The sequence below is a fragment of the Epilithonimonas mollis genome, from assembly GCF_900142325.1.
In the GTDB taxonomy this organism is placed as follows: Bacteria; Bacteroidota; Bacteroidia; order Flavobacteriales; family Weeksellaceae; genus Epilithonimonas; species Epilithonimonas mollis.
The window spans coordinates 663,802-682,832 of sequence record NZ_FRAM01000002.1; the positions used below are offsets into that span (position 1 = coordinate 663,802).

The 19,031-nt window shown below is 39.2% G+C and carries 20 protein-coding genes; 9 read left to right on the plus strand and 11 right to left on the minus strand.

Features of this window, described 5'->3' with window-relative positions; all coding sequences use genetic code 11:
- Positions 1-38 precede the first annotated feature (38 nt).
- The 3 genes from adhP (at position 39) to BUA97_RS10565 (ending at position 2,249) form a co-directional block, all read left to right on the plus strand.
- Positions 39-1,073 carry an alcohol dehydrogenase AdhP gene (gene adhP, locus BUA97_RS10555; protein ID WP_072997800.1) on the plus strand — a complete coding sequence of 345 codons (1,035 nt, stop codon included), beginning with the start codon at positions 39-41 and terminating at the stop codon, positions 1,071-1,073.
- Positions 1,074-1,340: 267 nt separating this feature from the next.
- Positions 1,341-1,730, plus strand: a complete 390-nt coding sequence (locus BUA97_RS10560) for a DUF779 domain-containing protein (RefSeq protein WP_072997802.1) — start codon at positions 1,341-1,343, stop codon at positions 1,728-1,730.
- A gap of 132 nt (positions 1,731-1,862) precedes the next feature.
- A complete protein-coding gene (locus BUA97_RS10565) occupies positions 1,863-2,249 on the plus strand; it encodes an HU family DNA-binding protein (RefSeq protein ID WP_072997804.1) in 387 nt (128 codons plus the stop codon).
- 259 nt (positions 2,250-2,508) lie between these two features.
- On the opposite strand, the gene BUA97_RS10570 is transcribed toward BUA97_RS10565, so the two are convergent.
- Entirely contained in the window at positions 2,509-3,723 is a 1,215-nt protein-coding gene (locus tag BUA97_RS10570) for a dicarboxylate/amino acid:cation symporter (protein WP_072997806.1), read from the minus strand.
- A gap of 406 nt (positions 3,724-4,129) precedes the next feature.
- On the opposite strand from BUA97_RS10570, the gene BUA97_RS10575 reads away from it, so the two are divergent.
- On the plus strand, positions 4,130-5,380 hold the full coding sequence (locus BUA97_RS10575) for a CinA family nicotinamide mononucleotide deamidase-related protein (protein WP_072997808.1): 1,251 nt from the start codon (positions 4,130-4,132) through the stop codon (positions 5,378-5,380).
- 49 nt (positions 5,381-5,429) lie between these two features.
- Here BUA97_RS10575 and BUA97_RS10580 read toward each other — a convergent pair whose 3' ends face one another.
- The 8 genes from BUA97_RS10580 to BUA97_RS10615 form a co-directional block, all read right to left on the minus strand.
- Complete coding sequence (locus tag BUA97_RS10580; protein ID WP_072997810.1) at positions 5,430-6,173, minus strand: dienelactone hydrolase family protein; 744 nt, start codon at positions 6,171-6,173, stop codon at positions 5,430-5,432.
- A 12-nt stretch (positions 6,174-6,185) separates the two neighbouring features.
- A complete protein-coding gene (locus tag BUA97_RS10585; RefSeq protein WP_072997812.1) occupies positions 6,186-7,370 on the minus strand; it encodes an MFS transporter in 1,185 nt (394 codons plus the stop codon).
- Positions 7,370-8,362, minus strand: coding sequence for an alpha/beta fold hydrolase (locus tag BUA97_RS10590; protein WP_072997814.1), 993 nt, complete (start codon positions 8,360-8,362; stop codon positions 7,370-7,372). Before BUA97_RS10590 ends, BUA97_RS10585 begins: the two co-directional genes overlap by 1 nt.
- 78 nt (positions 8,363-8,440) lie before the next feature.
- Complete coding sequence (locus BUA97_RS10595) at positions 8,441-9,004, minus strand: hypothetical protein (RefSeq protein ID WP_072997816.1); 564 nt, start codon at positions 9,002-9,004, stop codon at positions 8,441-8,443.
- 158 nt (positions 9,005-9,162) lie between these two features.
- Positions 9,163-9,576 (minus strand): DUF6157 family protein, encoded by a 414-nt coding sequence (locus tag BUA97_RS10600; RefSeq protein WP_072997818.1) that lies wholly within the window; start codon positions 9,574-9,576, stop codon positions 9,163-9,165.
- Positions 9,573-11,144 (minus strand): sodium:solute symporter, encoded by a 1,572-nt coding sequence (locus BUA97_RS10605; RefSeq protein WP_072997820.1) that lies wholly within the window; start codon positions 11,142-11,144, stop codon positions 9,573-9,575. Before BUA97_RS10605 ends, BUA97_RS10600 begins: the two co-directional genes overlap by 4 nt.
- A gap of 322 nt (positions 11,145-11,466) precedes the next feature.
- Entirely contained in the window at positions 11,467-12,624 is a 1,158-nt protein-coding gene (locus BUA97_RS10610) for an MFS transporter (RefSeq protein ID WP_072998595.1), read from the minus strand.
- A 145-nt stretch (positions 12,625-12,769) separates the two neighbouring features.
- Entirely contained in the window at positions 12,770-14,284 is a 1,515-nt protein-coding gene (locus BUA97_RS10615) for a trypsin-like peptidase domain-containing protein (protein WP_072998597.1), read from the minus strand.
- A 355-nt stretch (positions 14,285-14,639) separates the two neighbouring features.
- Here BUA97_RS10615 and BUA97_RS10620 point away from each other — a divergent pair, with 355 nt between their 5' ends.
- From BUA97_RS10620 to mtaB, 4 genes are all read left to right on the plus strand, one after another.
- Positions 14,640-14,960 (plus strand): hypothetical protein, encoded by a 321-nt coding sequence (locus BUA97_RS10620; protein ID WP_072997822.1) that lies wholly within the window; start codon positions 14,640-14,642, stop codon positions 14,958-14,960.
- A 45-nt stretch (positions 14,961-15,005) separates the two neighbouring features.
- A complete protein-coding gene (locus BUA97_RS10625; RefSeq protein WP_072997824.1) occupies positions 15,006-15,485 on the plus strand; it encodes a hypothetical protein in 480 nt (159 codons plus the stop codon).
- 2 nt (positions 15,486-15,487) lie between these two features.
- Complete coding sequence (locus BUA97_RS10630; RefSeq protein WP_072997827.1) at positions 15,488-15,676, plus strand: DUF6496 domain-containing protein; 189 nt, start codon at positions 15,488-15,490, stop codon at positions 15,674-15,676.
- Positions 15,677-15,779: 103 nt separating this feature from the next.
- Positions 15,780-17,138, plus strand: a complete 1,359-nt coding sequence (gene mtaB, locus BUA97_RS10635) for a tRNA (N(6)-L-threonylcarbamoyladenosine(37)-C(2))-methylthiotransferase MtaB (RefSeq protein WP_072997829.1) — start codon at positions 15,780-15,782, stop codon at positions 17,136-17,138.
- A gap of 65 nt (positions 17,139-17,203) precedes the next feature.
- Here the strand turns inward: mtaB and BUA97_RS10640 are convergent, their stop codons facing one another.
- A complete protein-coding gene (locus BUA97_RS10640; protein WP_072997831.1) occupies positions 17,204-17,947 on the minus strand; it encodes a hypothetical protein in 744 nt (247 codons plus the stop codon).
- Between the two features lie 58 nt (positions 17,948-18,005).
- On the opposite strand from BUA97_RS10640, the gene BUA97_RS10645 reads away from it, so the two are divergent.
- A complete protein-coding gene (locus BUA97_RS10645) occupies positions 18,006-18,440 on the plus strand; it encodes an RNA-binding S4 domain-containing protein (RefSeq protein WP_072997833.1) in 435 nt (144 codons plus the stop codon).
- Here BUA97_RS10645 and BUA97_RS10650 read toward each other — a convergent pair.
- Positions 18,425-18,952, minus strand: a complete 528-nt coding sequence (locus BUA97_RS10650) for a shikimate kinase (RefSeq protein WP_072997836.1) — start codon at positions 18,950-18,952, stop codon at positions 18,425-18,427. The two genes, BUA97_RS10645 and BUA97_RS10650, sit on opposite strands and share 16 nt — an antisense overlap.
- Positions 18,953-19,031: the final 79 nt, after the last annotated feature.

Sequence of the window (19,031 nt, forward strand, 5' to 3'; positions counted from 1 at the left end):
CGTAGGAGAGCGGACTGTTAATTAAAAAAAATTGAACTATGATTCCAAAAACAATGAAAGCGGCAGTTGTACAAGGATACGGCGAGCCATTGAAAATTATGGAAGTTCCGGTAAAAACACCGGGCAGATACGAAGTATTAGTAAAAGTAATAGCTTGTGGCGTCTGCCATACCGACTTACATGCTGTGGACGGAGACTGGCCGGCAAAACCAAAAATGCCATTGATTCCGGGACATGAAGGTGTCGGCATTGTAGTAGCTTGCGGACCGGATGCAATGGTAAAGGAAGGTGATGCTGTAGGTGTTCCCTGGTTATATTCGGCGTGTGGGTGCTGTGATTATTGTATCACGGGTTGGGAAACATTGTGCGAAGCTCAGAAAAACGGAGGTTACAGCGTAGATGGCGGATTTGCAGAATATGTGATCGCTGATTCCAGATATGTCGGTCATCTGAAACCGAATGTCAACTTCCTGGAGATCGCACCGATTCTTTGTGCAGGAGTAACAGTTTACAAAGGTCTGAAAGAAACCGAAACAAGACCGGGCGAATGGGTGGCCATTTCCGGAATCGGAGGGTTAGGACACGTAGCTGTTCAGTATGCAAAAGCTATGGGCATGCACGTTGCAGCGATAGATGTTGCAGATGATAAATTGGAATTGGCTAAGAAACTGGGTGCAGATTTGGTCGTGAATGCAAAAGAAACCGACCCCGGAGAATACCTTCACAAGGAGGTCGGAGGAATGCATGGTGCGCTGATTACCGCTGTTTCTCCAATTGCTTTCAAACAGGGGATCGATGTTCTCAGAAGAAAAGGTACAATCGCACTGAATGGCCTTCCGCCAGGTTCTTTCCCGTTGCCGATTTTCGACACGGTGCTCAAGAGGATTACCGTGAGAGGTTCTATCGTCGGGACCAGAAAAGACCTGCAGGAAGCGCTCGATTTTGCGAACGAAGGTTTGGTGAAAGCAACCGTGACCTCTGCAAAGCTGGAAGATATCAACGAGGTATTTGATAAAATGAAAAAGGGACAGATAGATGGACGTATCGTTCTGGAGATCGCCGGACAGGATTAATTATTGTTATTTATAGTGTGTTAAGCCCGACAGATTTATTTGTCGGGTTTTTAAGCTAAAGTTGTTTTATCTGAACACCAAGTCCACAAAGTTTTAAATTTATTAAATTCACAATGCTACTTCGTATTGACAGGATTGTGTCATTGTTTAGGTTTTACGCCTTTGTGAACTTAAAATTATGCACGGTTATTGTCAACAAAATGCTTTGAGACATTTGTGTTCAAAAGATATTTATGAAAATTAAGGATTAATTTTTAAGAAAAAAATATGGAAATTAAGGATAATATCTCAAGACTTTCCGTAACAGAAAAAGCACTGGAAGTGATATGGGAGCTGGAGAAAAAGCATGGCGGCCTGATGTTTTACCAGGCGGGAGGCTGTTGCGAAGGTACGCAACCGCAATGTTTTGAGAAGGGTGGTTACTTCCCGAGGATGAATGACGCCATGATCGGAACCATCAATGGGCATGAGTTCTGGATAGACCGCGACCTTTTCGAATATTGGAAATATTCACATTTTGAGCTGGATGTTCTGGACGGTTGGGGACCAGGCGGGTTTTCCCTGGAAACACCTCTGGGCAAAACCTTCAAAGTCCATTACCGATTGTTTACACCGGAGGAATTACAGAATCTGGAGCCTGTAAAGCGGAGTGAATGAATATAAGTACAATTTGTATTCGAACGGTCGTTTTGATACTGTTAAAGTAAAATGGCTTGTAGATATTTATCTACAAGTGCTTTTTGTATTGATTTATTTTTTAGGTTTGCTTTATTAATAAAAAAAATATAAATGTCAATTAAGTATTCAGTAATCGAACGCGGTGAGCCAGGCGTAGCTGGCGGTGGTAAAAAGAAATGGTATGCACAGGTAAAAACAGATGGCGAAATGACCATTGATGACCTGGTGAAAGAAATTGAAAAATTCTCTTCCCTGAGTGAGGCAGATATCAGAGGCGTAATCATTGCGGTGGAGAATGAAATCCAGAAAGGATTGGCCAGTGGCAAAATTATAAGGCTGGACAAACTGGGAAGTTTTTATCCAAGCCTCAGCAGTGGAGCAGCTGATAGTGAAAAAGAATTCAATGCAAGTTTGATCAAAGGTGCAAAGGTTAATTACCGTCCTGGCAAGCGTATCAGTGATATTTTAAAAACGGCTACTTTCAGCAAGAGTAAGTAACTAAAAAAACCTGCGCAGGTTTTGCCCAACTCCTGCGCAAGAGTTACACCAAACCTGCGCAGCTTTTACCCAAAAGCTGCGCAGGTTTTTTTCGGAAACAGCGCGGGATATGATTTTGATTCGATCAGTCAGCGAAGAATAGCTAACTAGCCCCGATGGGAACGGCATCCTTTTTTGTTTTCTCTTCACAGGTCTATAAGATTGACTTATGGTCACAAAACAAAAAAGATACAGTGGACAGCGGGATCAGGCTCCTGAACTAAAGAGGTTCTACTTTCACAAATTTAGAGACCATCATACTGGCGAGAATGTTGCCGACGGAATTGAGGACGGTCGCCAGCGGATCTACCAAAGTGCCGATGATGATGACTGCGGGAACCACATCGGGCGGGATTTTGTAAACCGAAATCATCAGCATTTCGCCGATATAACCGCCATTCGGGATTCCGCCGGCGACGGCACTTACGAAAACGGTGATTCCGAGTGCCATTATGAGGTTCATCGGTTCGAAAAAATTCCAGCCGAGCAATTGAAATGCAACATAGATCTTTATGATTGAAGAAATGGACGAGCCATTCTTGTGAATGGTAGTTCCAATCGGAATCACAACGTTGGCGATAGAAGCGGGAACGCCCATTCGCTTCGCAGACTCTATGGCGACGGGCATTGTGGCGAGACTGCTACACGTGCTGATGGCGGTTGCCGTGGGCAAGAGACTTTCTTTCCAAAAAGCTTTTATGCCTGTTCTGCCTTTCCAGACAAAAGCGTAAAGACTGAAAAACACAATGAAATAAATGGTTCCGGCGATGTAATACAGTCCCAAAGGTTTGGCGTAAAATCCGAAAAGCTGAGGTCCGATGGTGCCGACCTGGTAGGCAAAATAGGCACCCAATCCAACAGGTGCGACTTTCATGATCAATAGCAAAAGCTGCTTCATCACCTCATTTCCGGACAGGATGAAGTTTTGAAAGGCTTTTCCCGTCTCGCCGGATTTTCTGATGGAGATCCCGACTAAAAAGGAGAAGACCAGCAAGGCGAGCATATTCTGCCGGGAGAATAAGTGATAGAACTCGCTGACCGTGAAGAATCCTACAATCTGGTCATTGATGCTTGCGCTATTCTGGATATTTTCTGAGATGGCTTCGCTGATGTTTTTCGGCGTTTCTGTAGGGAAGAAGTACACTAAAATGATGCAGAACGTGGCAGAAATCAGGATGAAACAGAGGAAGGTCAGAACCATTGTTGCGATGATTTTGCCCAATTGATTCTGCTGTTCGATGCCCGAAATGGCGGAAACAATCGCAAAGAATACGAGCGGAATTACCGTCACAAAAAGCAGGTTGAGGAAAATATCGCCAATCGGCTTCAGGTAAGTGACAAAATCCGGTGCGAAAATCCCGACGAGACTTCCGATGAAAATCCCGATAAGTAGCAGGATAATGTTGCTGTAGTTGTTCCAGAAAGATGACTTCATTCCTCAATTTTAATCAAAGATAAAATAAAACAACATAGGCACATAGAGACAAATTAATTTTTAAAAGTAAAAATAGTAATTCCCTTCTCTGTTTAATCTCTTATGATCCGATGAACATATATATAAGCAAAAGGTCGCTCCTACGGAGCTTTAATTCCTTAAACAAATCTTGGCTGCTGGCAGTTTTGCCCCCTGCCGGAGCTGTATCTGGTCTCAGAGATATCTATTGTTAATAGTAAAATTAAGCTGCTGGAAGCAAAGCTCCGGAGGAGCGACCTGTTGTTTTATCCTATAAACATTCAGTTATTCGATTCGTCTGTATTTTTAATTGTACAACAATGATGTCATCAAAAAAACTATATATCTATGTGGTTGAAAATATAAATTATTACCGAAATTTGTCTCTATGAAAACAGCAGTTTTAATCACCATCGGCGACGAGATTCTTTCGGGGAATACCGTTGATACCAATTCCAATTTCATAGCAACACAATTGAAAGATATCGGTATCAAAGTGCTTTCGGTTTTTACAATTCCTGATGATGAACAAGCGATCGTTTCAACTTTGGGAAAAGCTTTGGAGATGGCTGATGTGGTTTTCACCACTGGTGGATTGGGCCCGACAAAAGATGATATTACCAAAAAAGCTTATGCTAAGTTCTTCCAGGATGACTTGATATTCTCTGATGAAGTGTATGAACATCTTCGTGCATACCTCGAAAAAAGAGACCGGCTTTGGATTCTGGAACATAACAAAGAACAGGCTGTTGTCTTGTCAAAAGCGAGTGTTTTTATGAATTATTTCGGGACTGCGCCTTGTATGATGGTGGAGAAAAACGGCAAATATTGTTTCAGTTTGCCGGGGGTTCCCTTCGAAGTGAAGCCGTTTCTGAAAGACCAGATAATTCCTTTTTTGCAGGAGAAGCTGGAATTGCAACACATCGTTTCCAGAATTGTTTCCGTGGTCAATATCCCGGAAAGTATTTTGTCTGAGACGATTGAAGACTGGGAACTGGCGTTGCCGGAGCATATCAGTTTGTCTTATCTGCCTGTTGGGACCAGAGTTAAACTGAGATTAACTGCTTCCGGCAGTTCACAGGAAATGCTGAATCAATCTTTAGAGAACGAAATCACGAAATTGTTTCCTTTAATTGGTGAGAATATCGTCGCAACGCACGAGGATAAAATCGAAAAAATCCTAAGCGGATTGCTCATCGATAAAAAACTGACTTTGTCCGTTTCCGAAAGTTGTACAGGTGGAGAATTGGCCCATTTGATAACATCGGTTGCAGGAAGTTCAAAATATTTCTTTGGCGGAATCGTGACTTATGCCACCGACAAAAAAATTGATATTCTGAATGTCAATCCAGAAACGGTTGAAGAATTTACGGTTGTGAGTGAGCAGGTTGCTTCTGAAATGGCGGTTGGCTGCCAGGCTTTATTCAAAACAGACATCTCAGTTTCTACCACAGGCGTTGCTGGTCCGGGCAAAGGCGAAGATGGAAAAGATATCGGAACGGTATACTATACGATTAGAATTGGCGAAGAAGAAGTAACGTCTAAATTATTTCTCCCACATTTGGAACGAACTGATTTTATGCATTTCGTTTCGCAGAAAGTTCTGCAGGATATTGTTTCATTGCTCATCAAAAAATAAAAAAAGACAGCGCAAAAGGCTGTCTTTTTAATATCTAAAAGTCTAGTTCCTACTTAAGTATTTCTTTCAGGAACATCAAAGTGTGGTTCCAAGCACGCTTCGCCATTACTTCATTGTAATCCGGAGATTCGGGACTTGTAAAAGTATGTTTGGAATTGGCATATGTGATGATCTGGAAATCTGTTTTGCCGGCTTTTAGTTCAGCGATCAGATTGGTCATGTCTTCAGGTTTTACACTTTCGTCATCAGCGGGGTTCTCCACTAAAACTTTAGTTTTGATAGGAACATTCAGTCGGTCATTTCCTTTTGCCAGACCACCGTGGATGGAAATGACGCCTGCAACTGGAAAGCCAGCTCTTGCCGTTTCCAATGCGCCCGTCCCGCCAAAACAGTAACCGATAACCGCAATTTTATCAATATTTGCACCTTGCTTTTTCAGTTCTTCCAAAGCCACAGAGATCCTTTGCTGATAAGCTTTGTAGTCTTGCTTGTATTTTCCTGCGATTTTAGCCGCTGCGCCATTGTCTGCCGGAATATTGCCTTCACCATAAATGTCCGCAACAAAAGCAATGTAACCTTGTTTCTCTAATTCCAAGGCAGCGTTTTTCGCTTCGTCGTCAATGCCTTTCCAGGCGGGAAGAATCAAAACTCCAGGCAGTTTTTTTCCTGCATTGGAAGTCACGAGTCCGTTCAGTTTTTGTTCGCCGTCTTTGTAGGCAACAGGTTTTAGTTTTTGTGCCATTGTAAGATTTAATCCTAAAAATAACGCCATTAGTGAGATTGAAAGTTTCATATTTTCTTTTTATTAATTTGATTTTACTGTTTTAAATATATTCATCAAAAATACAATTAAACTAAACACAACAAGCTGAATTCCAACATAATTCCATCCACCCATTTCCCAGCATCTCAAACCGATGAAAGTTCCCAAAGCGCCACCTGCAAAATAAGACGTCATATAAATGGTGTTGATCCGGCTGTTTGCTTTCTGGTCTAGTCTGTAAATCAGCGCCACATTTGTCACCTGAATGGATTGAACGCCGACATCGATGCAAATCACTGCCAGAATGATTGAAAGCAAATAGCCAGGAAAAAGATAGATACTAACCGAACCCGCCAGTAAAATGACACTCGCAATCAACTGTGTTTTATTAGAACCGCCTTTATCAGAAGCTTTTCCGATCATCGGAGCAATCAAAGCACCAGCAATTCCCAACATCCCGAAAAGTCCGATGGTATCAGAACTATAATTGTAAGGTTTTTCAATCAGGAGAAAGGTTAGAGTTGTCCAGAACGAGCAAAAAATGGAGAAGGCAATTCCTCCCATCAAAGCATACAATCTGAGCTGAGGAAATCGTTTTAACTGATAAAAGGACGATGAAATTAATTTTAAGTAAGATTCGCTAAACGTTGGTTGAACGCTTGGTAATTTAAAATAAACGAAAGCTAAACACAAAATCGTGAATCCTGCGGAAATATAATACACCATTTTCCAGTTGCTCCATTCGGAAATATAACCGCTGAAAACCCTCGCCATCAAGATGCCGACCAAAATTCCGGTGAAGATAATTCCTACATTTTTCCCTTTTTCATTGCCAGATAATTCGGCAGCCATTGGTAAAATGACCTGTGCAGCTACGGCTGTTAAACCCAAGAGTAAGCTGAATAGAAAAATGAAATAGTAATTGGAAACCATTCCGATTCCTGCGAGAATACAGAATAATATGGCCAGCAAAATCAGGATCAGTTTTTTACGATTGACTTTGTCGCCCAATGGAACTAAAGTCAGTAAACCAGCACCGTAACCAACTTGTCCCAAGCCGACCATAATTCCCATTTTGCTTTCTGTGACTTTGAAAGTTTCTGCAATCTGATGCAAAATCGGTTGCGCATAGTAGATATTTGAAACACAAATTCCAGCAACAACAGCCATTCCGAGAACCTGAGATTTGGAAAGTTGAGATTCTGGGCTTAAAGAAATGTCGCTCATTATTTTAAAAATTCTTTTAACGGTTGGATGAATCGGTCAAAAACTTCGATGTGAGGTAAATGCCCGACATTGTCCAGTTCTACCAACTTGGATCCATTTATTTTTTGTTGAGTCGCTTTGCCAAGCAGATCGTATCTTCCCATCGATTCAGCCACTTTTTTATCTTTCACATTGGCTTTTCCAATCGCTGTCCTGTCTCTCGTTCCGATGATTAATAATGTCGGCACATTCAGATTTTGAAATTCATAAACCACAGGTTGTGTGAAGATCATATCAGAAGTTTTTGCGTTCACCAGAGCGACTTTTGGATAATCCGGTGCTTTTGTCCAGCCCGTTAAAAGATAAACCCATTCGTCATATTCGGGTTTCCATTGGTTGTCGTAATAAAATCCGTTTTGATATTTTTTGGTGGATTCGTAATCGGCTTTCAGTTCGGTTTGATAATTCTTGTCGATAGAAGTGTACGGCGCAACCAATTTCCAATCTTCCAGCCCGATTGGATTTTCAAGGATTAATTTCTCCACCATTTCAGGATACATCAATGCAAATCTTGTCGCCAGCATTCCGCCCATCGAATGTCCGAGAAGATATATTTTATCGATTTTCAATTCATCCAAAACAGCCTTCGTATTTTGAGCCAATTGCTGGAAGGTGAACTGATATCCCATTGGCTTTGATGATTTACCAAATCCGATTTGGTCTGGAACAATTACTCGATAACCTTCTTTGGTCAGAGTCTGAATCGTGGTTTTCCAGTAAGCACCGTTGAAGTTTTTCCCGTGAAGCAGGACAACCGTTTTTCTGTTAGGTTTTTCTGGTTGGATGTCCATATACGCCATTTTCAGATCCTGGTTTTGGCTTTTGAAATTCAGAAAATGAACGTCATAAGGATAGTCATAATTCGTCAGCATAATATCCAGAACCGGACGGTTTTCCTGACTTAACAAAAGAACTGAAATCATAAAGAATGAGAACGCAAAAAACTTTTTCATAAAGCAATAATAAAGCTTTTTTGTAGCAAGAATGGTGCCTTGCAGATTGATTAATCCATTACGTATGATTCATAGAATCTAACTCAAGGCTTCAATACATTGTTCACGGATTTCCCATAATTCGTCCAAAGAATATAGAATTTGAGAATTTTCTGCAAGCCATTTTCTGAGATAATTTTTATGAAACTTAATTTTAAATTGGTTGATTTGGTGAGCTTGTATTTCTATTTCTTCCAGAAGATCATCAATAAAATCATTTTCTGAAGAATTTCTTTTTGTGAAATCCAGAATCTGATTATTGAATTTAAGATAATTATGCGCTTCCGGAATGTAATGAAGGTTATACATTTCTAAAACCGATTTTATTTTTGGTGTATTGTTTCCGTTCATTTTGAAAATACCGAGAATCAATTTGAAATTGGGTTGATGATTTTCTTCTGCTAATGTTTTCAAAACGGCGTGTTTTGTGCTGCAAGTTCCACATTCATCAATGAAGACTGTTGCAAGATTATCTTTATTGAGATTTCTTCGGTAAGGCAAATTTCGGACAAATTCCGAAGCTGAATGAAAATCAGAACAATTGTTTTGTTTGAATAACTGAGAGATTTCTTGGTCGGAATTGATTTTAAAATTGTAGGTCATTTCATAAATTTTAGTAAAAACACTTCGACTCCGCTCAGTGTGGCATTTCTAATACTAAATGATAATCGGTGTCAGTCTGAGCGGAGTCGAAGACTTTAAACATTGTCTGGCTGAGGCGAGGTTTATCTTAAGCTTGATGAAAGTAAACTCTCCAGAAATCACTTCTTAAACCTCATCGCTTTAACTTTCTTCACAGTATCATCATTCAACAATTCCCGATATTCTTCAGACTCCACAGGAATCAATTTGACTTTAGAATTAAGATTATGGAAAATTCCAAATCCATTTTTCTTAGCCAAAGGTGATGTTCGCAAACAAGGCTGACCTTTGGAGAAAAACTTCTGTTGCTCTTCTTCCAATTCCGAGGAAGAAATATCATTGCGTTCCGCAAAGATTTCGAATAACAATTCGTCGGAAGTATATTTCAGGGGATGCTTGGAAAGTTTCTCATATTGATAATTGGCAATCGTCTTTTTATCATTTTTCACCACCGGAATCACCGATGCAGAAACCGGAGAATCTTCCGCAATTTCTATCAAGGTGTTGGTGTAATTGGTGGTGTGCGTTTTCATTGGATTAATTTCAAACCCTTCGCCTTCACCATCCACAACCCAACAAAAGTCAAAAATCCATTCAGGATAATCAGTTCCACACCAATTTTGTAATCGGTGTGATTGGTCACCCAATAATTGATGAGGTAAGTCGCAATCGGTGCTAAAATTGTCACCGCCAAAATCGTGTATTTCTTCGTGATTTGATATTTCGTCAAGATACCAAATGCAAATAATCCCAACAGCGGCCCATAAGTATAACCCGCAATTTCCATTATCAGGTAAACAATGGATTTGTCATTCAATGCCTTGAAAACCATTATCAAAACAAAGAAAATCACTGTAAATGCCAGATGAACTTTCATTCTGAGACTCTTTTTCTCTTTTTCGGTTTTGTTTTTATCCTCGTTCAGGTTCAGCAAATCGACACAATAAGAACTGGTAACAGCTGTCAGTGCGCCATCTGCAGACGGAAACAAGGCAGAAATCAACCCGATGATGAAAATCACAGAAATAGCCATAGGAAAATGATTGAGAGACAATGCTGGGAAGAGGTCATCGCCCATTATATTTTTGATTTCACCAGCCGAATCCTTGAAACCAAAAGTATTGGTAACCACTTCTTTTCCATCTACAATTGTAGAAATATGGCCATAATCTGCACCGTGTTGCATCGCAAAAAGATATAGCAAACCACCCAAAAACAGGAACGCCAGATTCACAAAAAGCAATGTTCCGGCAAAGGTCAGCATATTTTTTTTCGAGTTTTTCAGGTTATCAACAGAGATATTTTTCTGCATCATTTCTTGATCCAGACCTGTCATCGCAATGGTAATAAACATCCCGCCCAAAATGGTTTTCAGGAAAAAAGTCTTGGAATTAACGTCGGTATTGATGAAATGCGTGTATTGTTTCTGTTCCAGAATCGTGAATGCCTCGCCAAATGACAAATTAAGATTGGACAAAATATAAAAAATACAAGCAAACAGACTGATAATCATAAAAGAAGTCTGCAAAGTATCGGTAATCACAATCGTTTTCACACCACCTTCGAACGTGTAAAGCAGAATCATCAGAAGCAGCACAAAAGCTGTTACCCAAAACGGAACACCAAGATTTTCCAGCAGAAAAATCTGCAAAATGTTGACCACCAGATATAATCTTGCAGTAGCGCCTATTGCCCGGGAAATGATAAAGAAAGTAGATCCAATTTTATGCGCTTCTACATTAAATCTTTTTCCCAGATAAGTATAAATCGAAGTCAGATTCATCCGGTAATAAAGTGGGAGCAGAACGCCAGCCACAATGAAGTAGCCGATGAAAAACCCAATCACCATCATATAATATTCGAAACCGCCAAACGGATTTTCGCCACCCAAAAACTTCCCAACCGTTCCCGGAACCGAAATAAAAGTAACGCCGGAAAGCGATGTTCCAATCATCCCAAACGCCACCAGCCACCATTTGCTCTTCTTGTTGCCGATGAAAAAAGACTGGTTGTCCGAGTTGCGGCTTGTAAAATACGAGATGACCAAAAGCCCGATAAAATAGGCAAAAACGAATAATAATAAAACTGTTCCAGGATTCATTGTTCAGATTTGAGTGGAACAAAAATAGTTTTTTTATCGCATTGCTCAGAAATTAATTATTTGGCAACTTTTCCGCCTTCCGTTCCCGCTTTTTTCTCATTGCGAACGACGTTAAGTAATCAATAGAACAATTATACAATTGCAATGACAAAAAGAGCTCCACTCAAGTCGGGTTGCAGATTCAGTATAAAAACACGATTGGTATTGAATTGAGGATTCCAAAAACACTTTGACTCCGCTCAGTGTGACATCTGGAATGTTAAATTGGTTTTTAGAAATGTCAGTCTGAGCGGAGTCGAAGGCTTTATTTAATGAAGATCATTTACCGCATCGGAATCATTTTCTTAACAACAATATAAATCAAAACTGCCGACAACGCCAACACTGCAAACGACCCAATCCATAAACTATCAAACCCAAAATGGCTCACCACATAAGTCCCAAGATATGGTGTCACAATAAAAGATAAGGAAAACGCAATTCCATTCAGACCCATATAAGCACCTTTATTTTTACCTTCGGATCGTTTTGCTGTTACTGTAGACATAAAAGGAAGTGCTAATATTTCTCCTACAGATAAAACGGTCATTGAAAAAACAAGGAGTGAAATACTGCTTCCGAATACTAAAGCCAGATAGGCCAGGCCACACAGAATAATCCCGACGAATAATGTCTGGGAAATCTTCAGCGTTCTTTCTGCAATACTAACCAGAGGCATTTCCATCAACACAATAATAAATCCGCTGTAACCTAGAATAAATCCAATGGTGCTTTGACTCAATTTTGCAACATCTTTATAAAACAACGGAATCGTATTAAAAAACTGGAAAAAACAAATTGCAAATACGGTACACAAAACGCTGTAAAGCAAAAACGGATAATCTTTGTAAGGTGATTTTCCGGCTATCTTCACAATTTGATTTCTTTCTGCTTTCTTTCTCTCACGGAAGATTTTATTACGTTTTCTGAAGAATATGACATAGATAATTCCTGCAATCATCGCCCCGGTAAAATTCACAACGAAAAGAAAATTATAAGAAATTCCCGATAAGATTCCACCCAAAGCTGGCCCAATAGAAAAACCAAGATTGATGGCCATTCTGTTGAGTGAAAAAGCTTTGGTTAGATTTTCAGGTCTGGCGTATTTCGTTATGGCCACCGAATTCGCAGGTCGAAACGTATCACTGATGGTACTTTGAAGAAATATCAGGACAGCCATCATTTCTACATTTGGAAACAGTGGAATTATGAGGAATATCGGTGCGCTTAGAAACAGGCTCCAGGTCTGGATATAATATTCCCCGAATTTATCCGTCAGAAAACCACCCAGCCAGGAACCGATCACAGAGCCAATCCCGTAAAAACTCAAAACAATCCCGGCATTCTCCAAAGAAAACTTCAGATGATCTGTCATATAAACACCCAAAAACGGTAACACCATAGAGCCGGATCGGTTTATGAGCATCACAATAGACAGCATCCAGGCTTCGTTGGAAAGCCCTTTGAAGGTGTTGATATAATAGTTGAAAAGTTTCACAGGTTAATTCAGAATTGCAAATTTATTCAAAAAAGAAAGCCATCCGTAAAGAATGGCTTTCAAAGTTTATATTTTTAAATTGCAGTTACTACTGCAATTTAAAACCTCTCGTCGTGATTCTTCCGTAGCTGTCTACATATTTTACCTGTACATTTCCTTTGTAATTATTAAGGATTTTCTCAACATCTTTCTGGGAGTTAACAGGCTTTCCGTTGATTTCCATTACGATGTAATTATCTACCACGCCAATTTTATCCATCTCGCTTCCTTCGATAACATTCTTTGCAATCACGCCGCTTTCCAATCCATAATCTGTTTTTACTCTTTCGCTCAAAGGTTCAAATTCGGAACCGATTTTCTCAGTCACGGTCAAATCATCTTTACTTCTGGAAGAAGTGCCACCTTTCTGGTCTTTCAGAGTGACATTCACGTTGTTGACTTTACCGTTTCTGGTGTAAGTCACGTTCACTTTATCGCCAGGTCTTCTGCTTCCAATTGCAAGAGAAAGGTCAGAGAATCCAGTAATATCCGTGTTATCAATCTTTGTAATGATATCGCCAACTTGGATCCCTGCATCTTCAGCACCACTTTTTTTAGTGATTTCTGTAACGTATATTCCGTCCCCGGCTTTTAGGTTTTTCTTTTCTCTTTGATTGTAGGCAGCAACTTGCATTTCGTTAGACAAATCTAAACTTCCAACACCAAGGAAACCTCTCTGCACCAAACCAAATTTCTTGATATCTTCAACAATTTTTCTGGCTAAGTTAGACGGAACTGCGAATCCATAACCTTCGTAATATCCGGTTTTAGACTGGATTGCGGTGTTGATTCCAATCAAATCTCCATTCACATTCACCAAGGCACCGCCACTATTTCCCGGGTTGATCGCCGCATCTGTCTGGATGAAACTCTCAATCGGTGTTCTGGATTGCTGGCTCAGGATGTCAATGCTTCTGCCTTTTGCTGAGACAATTCCGGCTGTTACAGTGGAGTTGAGACCGAGCGGATTACCAACGGCTAAAACCCATTGTCCCACTTCCACCATATCCGAGTTGGCAAAGTTGAGGTAAGGTAAACCTTTTTCCTCGATTTTAAGAAGGGAAATATCCGTATTTGGGTCTGTACCCACAAGAGTTGCGATATATGATTTTTTATTGCTAAGCACCACTTCCAACTTATTGGCACCAGCAACAACGTGATTGTTTGAGATGATGTAACCATCCGGAGAAATAATAACGCCTGAACCTAATCCGGAAGGCATGTTTTTAGGCGGTTGCTGTTGTTGTCTCTGCTGATTGCCACCAAATGGATTTCCGAAGAAAAAATCGAACATGTCATTTTCCGGCATTCTTTGCGAAGACCTGTCCTGATAGTTCTTAATAGTTACAACGGCAGGGACTGTTGTTTTTGAAGCCTTTACAAAGTCATCCCCAACGGCGGAGCCCATTCCTACAAATGCAGAATTTTTGGATGTTTTTGTGAAGTAAGAGAAATCTTCTCCGTTATTTTCTGAAGTGAAATATTGACTCGCTCCGAAAACCGTTGCTCCGGAAATAATACCGGTCAATGCAAAAGGCATTAGTTTTTTTAATGTATTCTTCATTTTAATATTCTTTTCTTTTTTGAGATTTTTGTTAGACAAATTTAATGCTAAATTAGTATGAACTAAAAACTTAGTGTTACAGTTTTAACTAAGTTTAACCAATTTTAAAAATACATTAATAAAAATCGAAATAAAGCTGCTGATTCAACCAAGCGACTATAGTGAATAAAATGTATCCTTAATATTTTTATAGTCTGACTGTCAGTTTGATATATTTATATTTGACAAAATGTCAGTTTCATCATTAAAATTGAATTTAAGAAAATTTAAACTCTGAATTTTTAAATTTTCTTAAAAGTATTAAAATTCTATTTGGCAAAGCTTTTGTTTTTCAATAATCAAATAAAAAGGAATTATGAAAAACAGCTTAAAAGTAGCATTAGGATTTTTTGCAGGAGGAAGTTTGGTTCTTATCACCCATCTCTTGAGAAAAAACAGGAATAACCTGAAAAGTTTCGTTGCCCCTGACGGCAATTCTTATAATGAAAACGAGATGTACAGGGATTCGCAGGGAGAGATCTTCAAAAACGGAAGAAAACTGCATTTCGAAACACCCGAACTTCTTTCACAAGCCAACAGGCATATCGATACCTATCAAAATAATATGAAGATGAATTCTGTAAACCAGCCTTTTAAAAATACGGGTTATCATCACAAAGGTGTCCGCCACCATTAAAATGTGCCGGCAGATAATTAGTTATCAATCATAAAAAAATAAATTATGAAATCAGAGAATATCATAGAAAGACTGACAAAATATGAATTTGAAAATACCAATGTTTATACAGGGTTTTATTCGGTTGATGAAGCAAGAAAATTTGCTGAAGAAAGAAATGGGAGATTATTGGAAGTAGGTTTTCTGGATGGTAATGATAATCCTGTAGAAGATGATTCACAGAATCTTCTCGCGGAAAATAAATATTACAAAGCATTGGCAGGGCCGGATTACACGATTCTGCATTCCGCAGATGAAGGTTTTCAGGAGATTGCCGATAAGCTGAAAGAAAGGGGAAATGAAGTAACAGAAAAAAGTCCTGATGAAAAATATTTTTCCGACGCAGACTGGCAAATCAAAGAAGACGCAGTTATTGTTTTATACAAGGGAGAAGTTGAAAATATAACTTCCCGTGAGAGATCAAAATATCTGATGCATACCAAAGTGTATGAAGTGGCAGTTGAAGTTCCAAAGTCAAAAGATTGAAAATGGCAACTAAAAAGTATTCTGAAAAAGCCCAGGACAAAGTTGGAAAAGTAATGAAGGAATTCAAAGAAGGAAAACTAAAGTCCGGTTCAGGTGATAAAGTCACAAGCAGAAAACAAGCTATTGCTATCGGGATTTCCGAGGCAAAAGAGGAAGGGATGAAAGTCCCGAAACAGAAAAAATCAAAATAATGGAATCCGGTTTTATAGCCGGATTTTTTTGTTAATTAACTCTAAATTCGGAAAAATCCTTCATTTGGAATGATTTGGATTTTATTAATAACTTTGCAGCCTTATGTCAAATGTTAATTCACAACCAAAAACCGTTGCTTTTCATACACTTGGCTGCAAACTCAACTTTGCAGAGACTTCCACTATTGCACGAACATTAACAGATGCTGGCTACCAAAAAGTAAATTTTGATGAACCGGCTCGGATCTACATCATCAATACCTGTTCTGTAACGGAAAATGCAGATAAGGAATGTAAGCTTCATGTAAAGCGTGCAGCGAAGGCTAATCCTGATGGACTGGTAGCGATTATCGGGTGTTATGCGCAACTGAAGCCGGAAGAAATTTCGGCAATAGAAGGTGTAGACTTGGTTTTGGGTGCGAAAGAAAAATTCAATATTCTGAGTTATCTGGATGATTTGGAGAAAACTGAAAGCTATGCAGAGATTCATTCCTGCGAGATCGATGAGGCCGATTTTTTCGTGGGTTCATATTCCATTGGCGACAGAACCAGGGCTTTCCTGAAAGTTCAGGATGGCTGTGATTATAAGTGTACTTATTGCACGATTCCTTTGGCGAGAGGCATTTCTCGTTCCGATACCATCGAGAATGTTATTAGTAATGCAAAGGAAATTGCGGCAAGAGATATCAAAGAGATTGTTCTTACAGGTGTTAATATCGGAGATTACGGGAAAGGCGAATTTGGGAATAAAAAACACGAACATACCTTTTTAGATTTGATTTCCGAATTGGATAAAGTGGAAGGCATTGAACGAATCCGGATATCCTCGATAGAGCCGAATCTTCTGAAAGACGAAAGCATCGATTTGGTTTCTAAAAGCAAAAGTTTTGTTCCTCATTTTCATATTCCGCTTCAATCGGGGAGTGATGAATTGCTGAAGAAAATGAAGCGCCGTTATTTGAAAAAATTGTATTTTGACAGGATTAATAAAATCAGAGAAGTGATGCCTGATGCCGCTATCGGTGTGGATATCATCGTGGGATTTCCCGGTGAAACTGAAGCGTTGTTCATGGAAACTTATAATTTCCTGAACCACTTGCCGATCAGCTATCTCCACGTTTTTACCTATTCCGAAAGAGAGAACACAGAAGCTGCTGAAATGCATGATGCGGTTCCAATCCCGGAAAGAAAAAGACGGAACAAAATGCTCCGGATCCTTTCTGAGAAAAAGAAAATGGAATTTTATAGAACACAGTTAGGGAAAAAACTTCCGGTTCTTTGGGAGCACGAAAATAAGAACGGGATGATGTATGGTTTTACGGAAAACTATGTCAGAGTTTCGAAACCATTTGATGAGAAATCGATCAATCATATCGAAATCATCGTTTTGGATAAAATTCAGGATGATGGGAATGTTTCTGTAAAAGCCATTCGGTTTGAAGATTTTTTAGCGAAGATTTAACCCTGAATTTAAAATAAAAAAACGTGATTCAGGAATGAATCACGTTTTTTTATTTTAGTTATAATTTAATCCTCCGATGGGATCGCCCTTGTTTTTGTATTGTAAAGCTGGAAGTTGAAAACGAAGCTTCTGTTAGCGTATATCGTTCCATAAATGGAATCATCTCTTCCGTAAGCCGCTCTGGAAGGCACGATGATGATACCCTGCATATTATAATCTGAAGCGAAATCCAGATTGTCGTAGGATCTGAAAAACTTCAAAGCTTCTTTTAAACCTTCAATTTCAAAAAAATCTCTACCGACATTGGTTTTATTGGCATCGTTATAATTTTTGATAACAGATGATTTAACATAATAATAAGCCGGATCGACACTTGGAACACCTGTATTGGTGATGTTATTCACAAAAGTTGCTTCATTATTGAGCACGAACTTATCATTCACTTTAGAAGCGGTGTAAGTTTTTGTAGCCTGCATGATGCTGATGATATCATTTGTCGCAATGTCTTTTCCCGGGTCAGGCTGTGCGCCTGGCTTCACGATATAGATCACCCCGGAAGGCAACTTAACAAAATTGTAATCAGAAAGTTTTTTCTCATTGTTGTCCGTGTCTGTTGTGTCATCAAAAGCAACTATAAGACCTTTGCTGTCCAGATAATGGGTATTCATAAAGTCGACTATGGCTGCATCATCATAATCTTTTTGTTCCTCTACAGTCAGCTGTACAACTTCCTCATCGTCATTGTTGTCTTTCTTACATCCTTGTAAAACAGCTACAGAAAGAGCAACTCCCAAAAGTATTTTTTTCATTTTTTTAATTTAATCTTAAATTGCGATTAATTTTAACGTGACAAAAGTATAAAAAATTATGAGAATAGATAAATTTTTATGGAGTGTGAGATTTTATAAAACCAGAAACATCGCAGCAGAAGAAATTAAAAAGAACAGGGTGAGCATTGGTGAAAATGTTGTAAAATCTTCCAAAGAGGTGAAAGCAGGTGATGTCATTAAAATAAAAAAAAATCAGATCGAATACAAAATAAAAGTTACAGATGTACCGAAAAGCAGAGTAGGAGCAAAGTTAGTTCCTCTGTACGTCGTCGATATGACGGAGAAAGAACAGTACGAAATCCTGAAGATGAGAAAATCAGCACAGGATTATTACAGGCAAAAAGGACTTGGCAGACCTACGAAAAAAGACAGAAGAGAGATGGATGACTTTTCCTCTAATGATTCTTCTGCTGATATGGATAGCGAGGATTGGGATGTTTTTTTCTCAGAAAATGATCAGGATGAAGACTGAATTTTTAAAAGCCCGATGATTTCATCAGAGATTTCTCCCGCGGTTTTGGCGTCTGTATCTACTGAAAAATGTGCTTTCGAATAGTAAGGATTTCTTTCAAAAATGTGTTTGGCAATGAACTCCGGGATGTCATTGTCTTCCAGTTTGTTGATTAACGGGCGGGAATTTTTCTGCAGCAGAACCCGTTCCGTAAGCGTTCTCACGGACGCTCTCAGAAAGATGCTTTTGGATTTTTTGTTGATGATCTCCATGTTGTCATAGTAGACAGGCGTTCCACCACCAAGACTTAGTATAATATTGTTTTCCGTGTCAAGTACAGAGTCCAGAATTCGTTTTTCCTCTTTGCGGAAGTAGATTTCGCCCTTGCTTTGGAAGATTTCGGATATGCTTTGCTGATGTTCTTCAGAAATTTTTTGGTCAAGGTCAACCAACGGAAAATTTAATTTTTTACTCAAGTTTTTGGAAACGTGAGATTTACCGCTTCCCATATATCCGAGGAGAGAAATTATCATAATTTTATTTTACACAAAGTTCTAAAAAAATTTTGAGATTTTAAAAAAAGCCTTATCTTTGCACCACTTTAATCGGAAC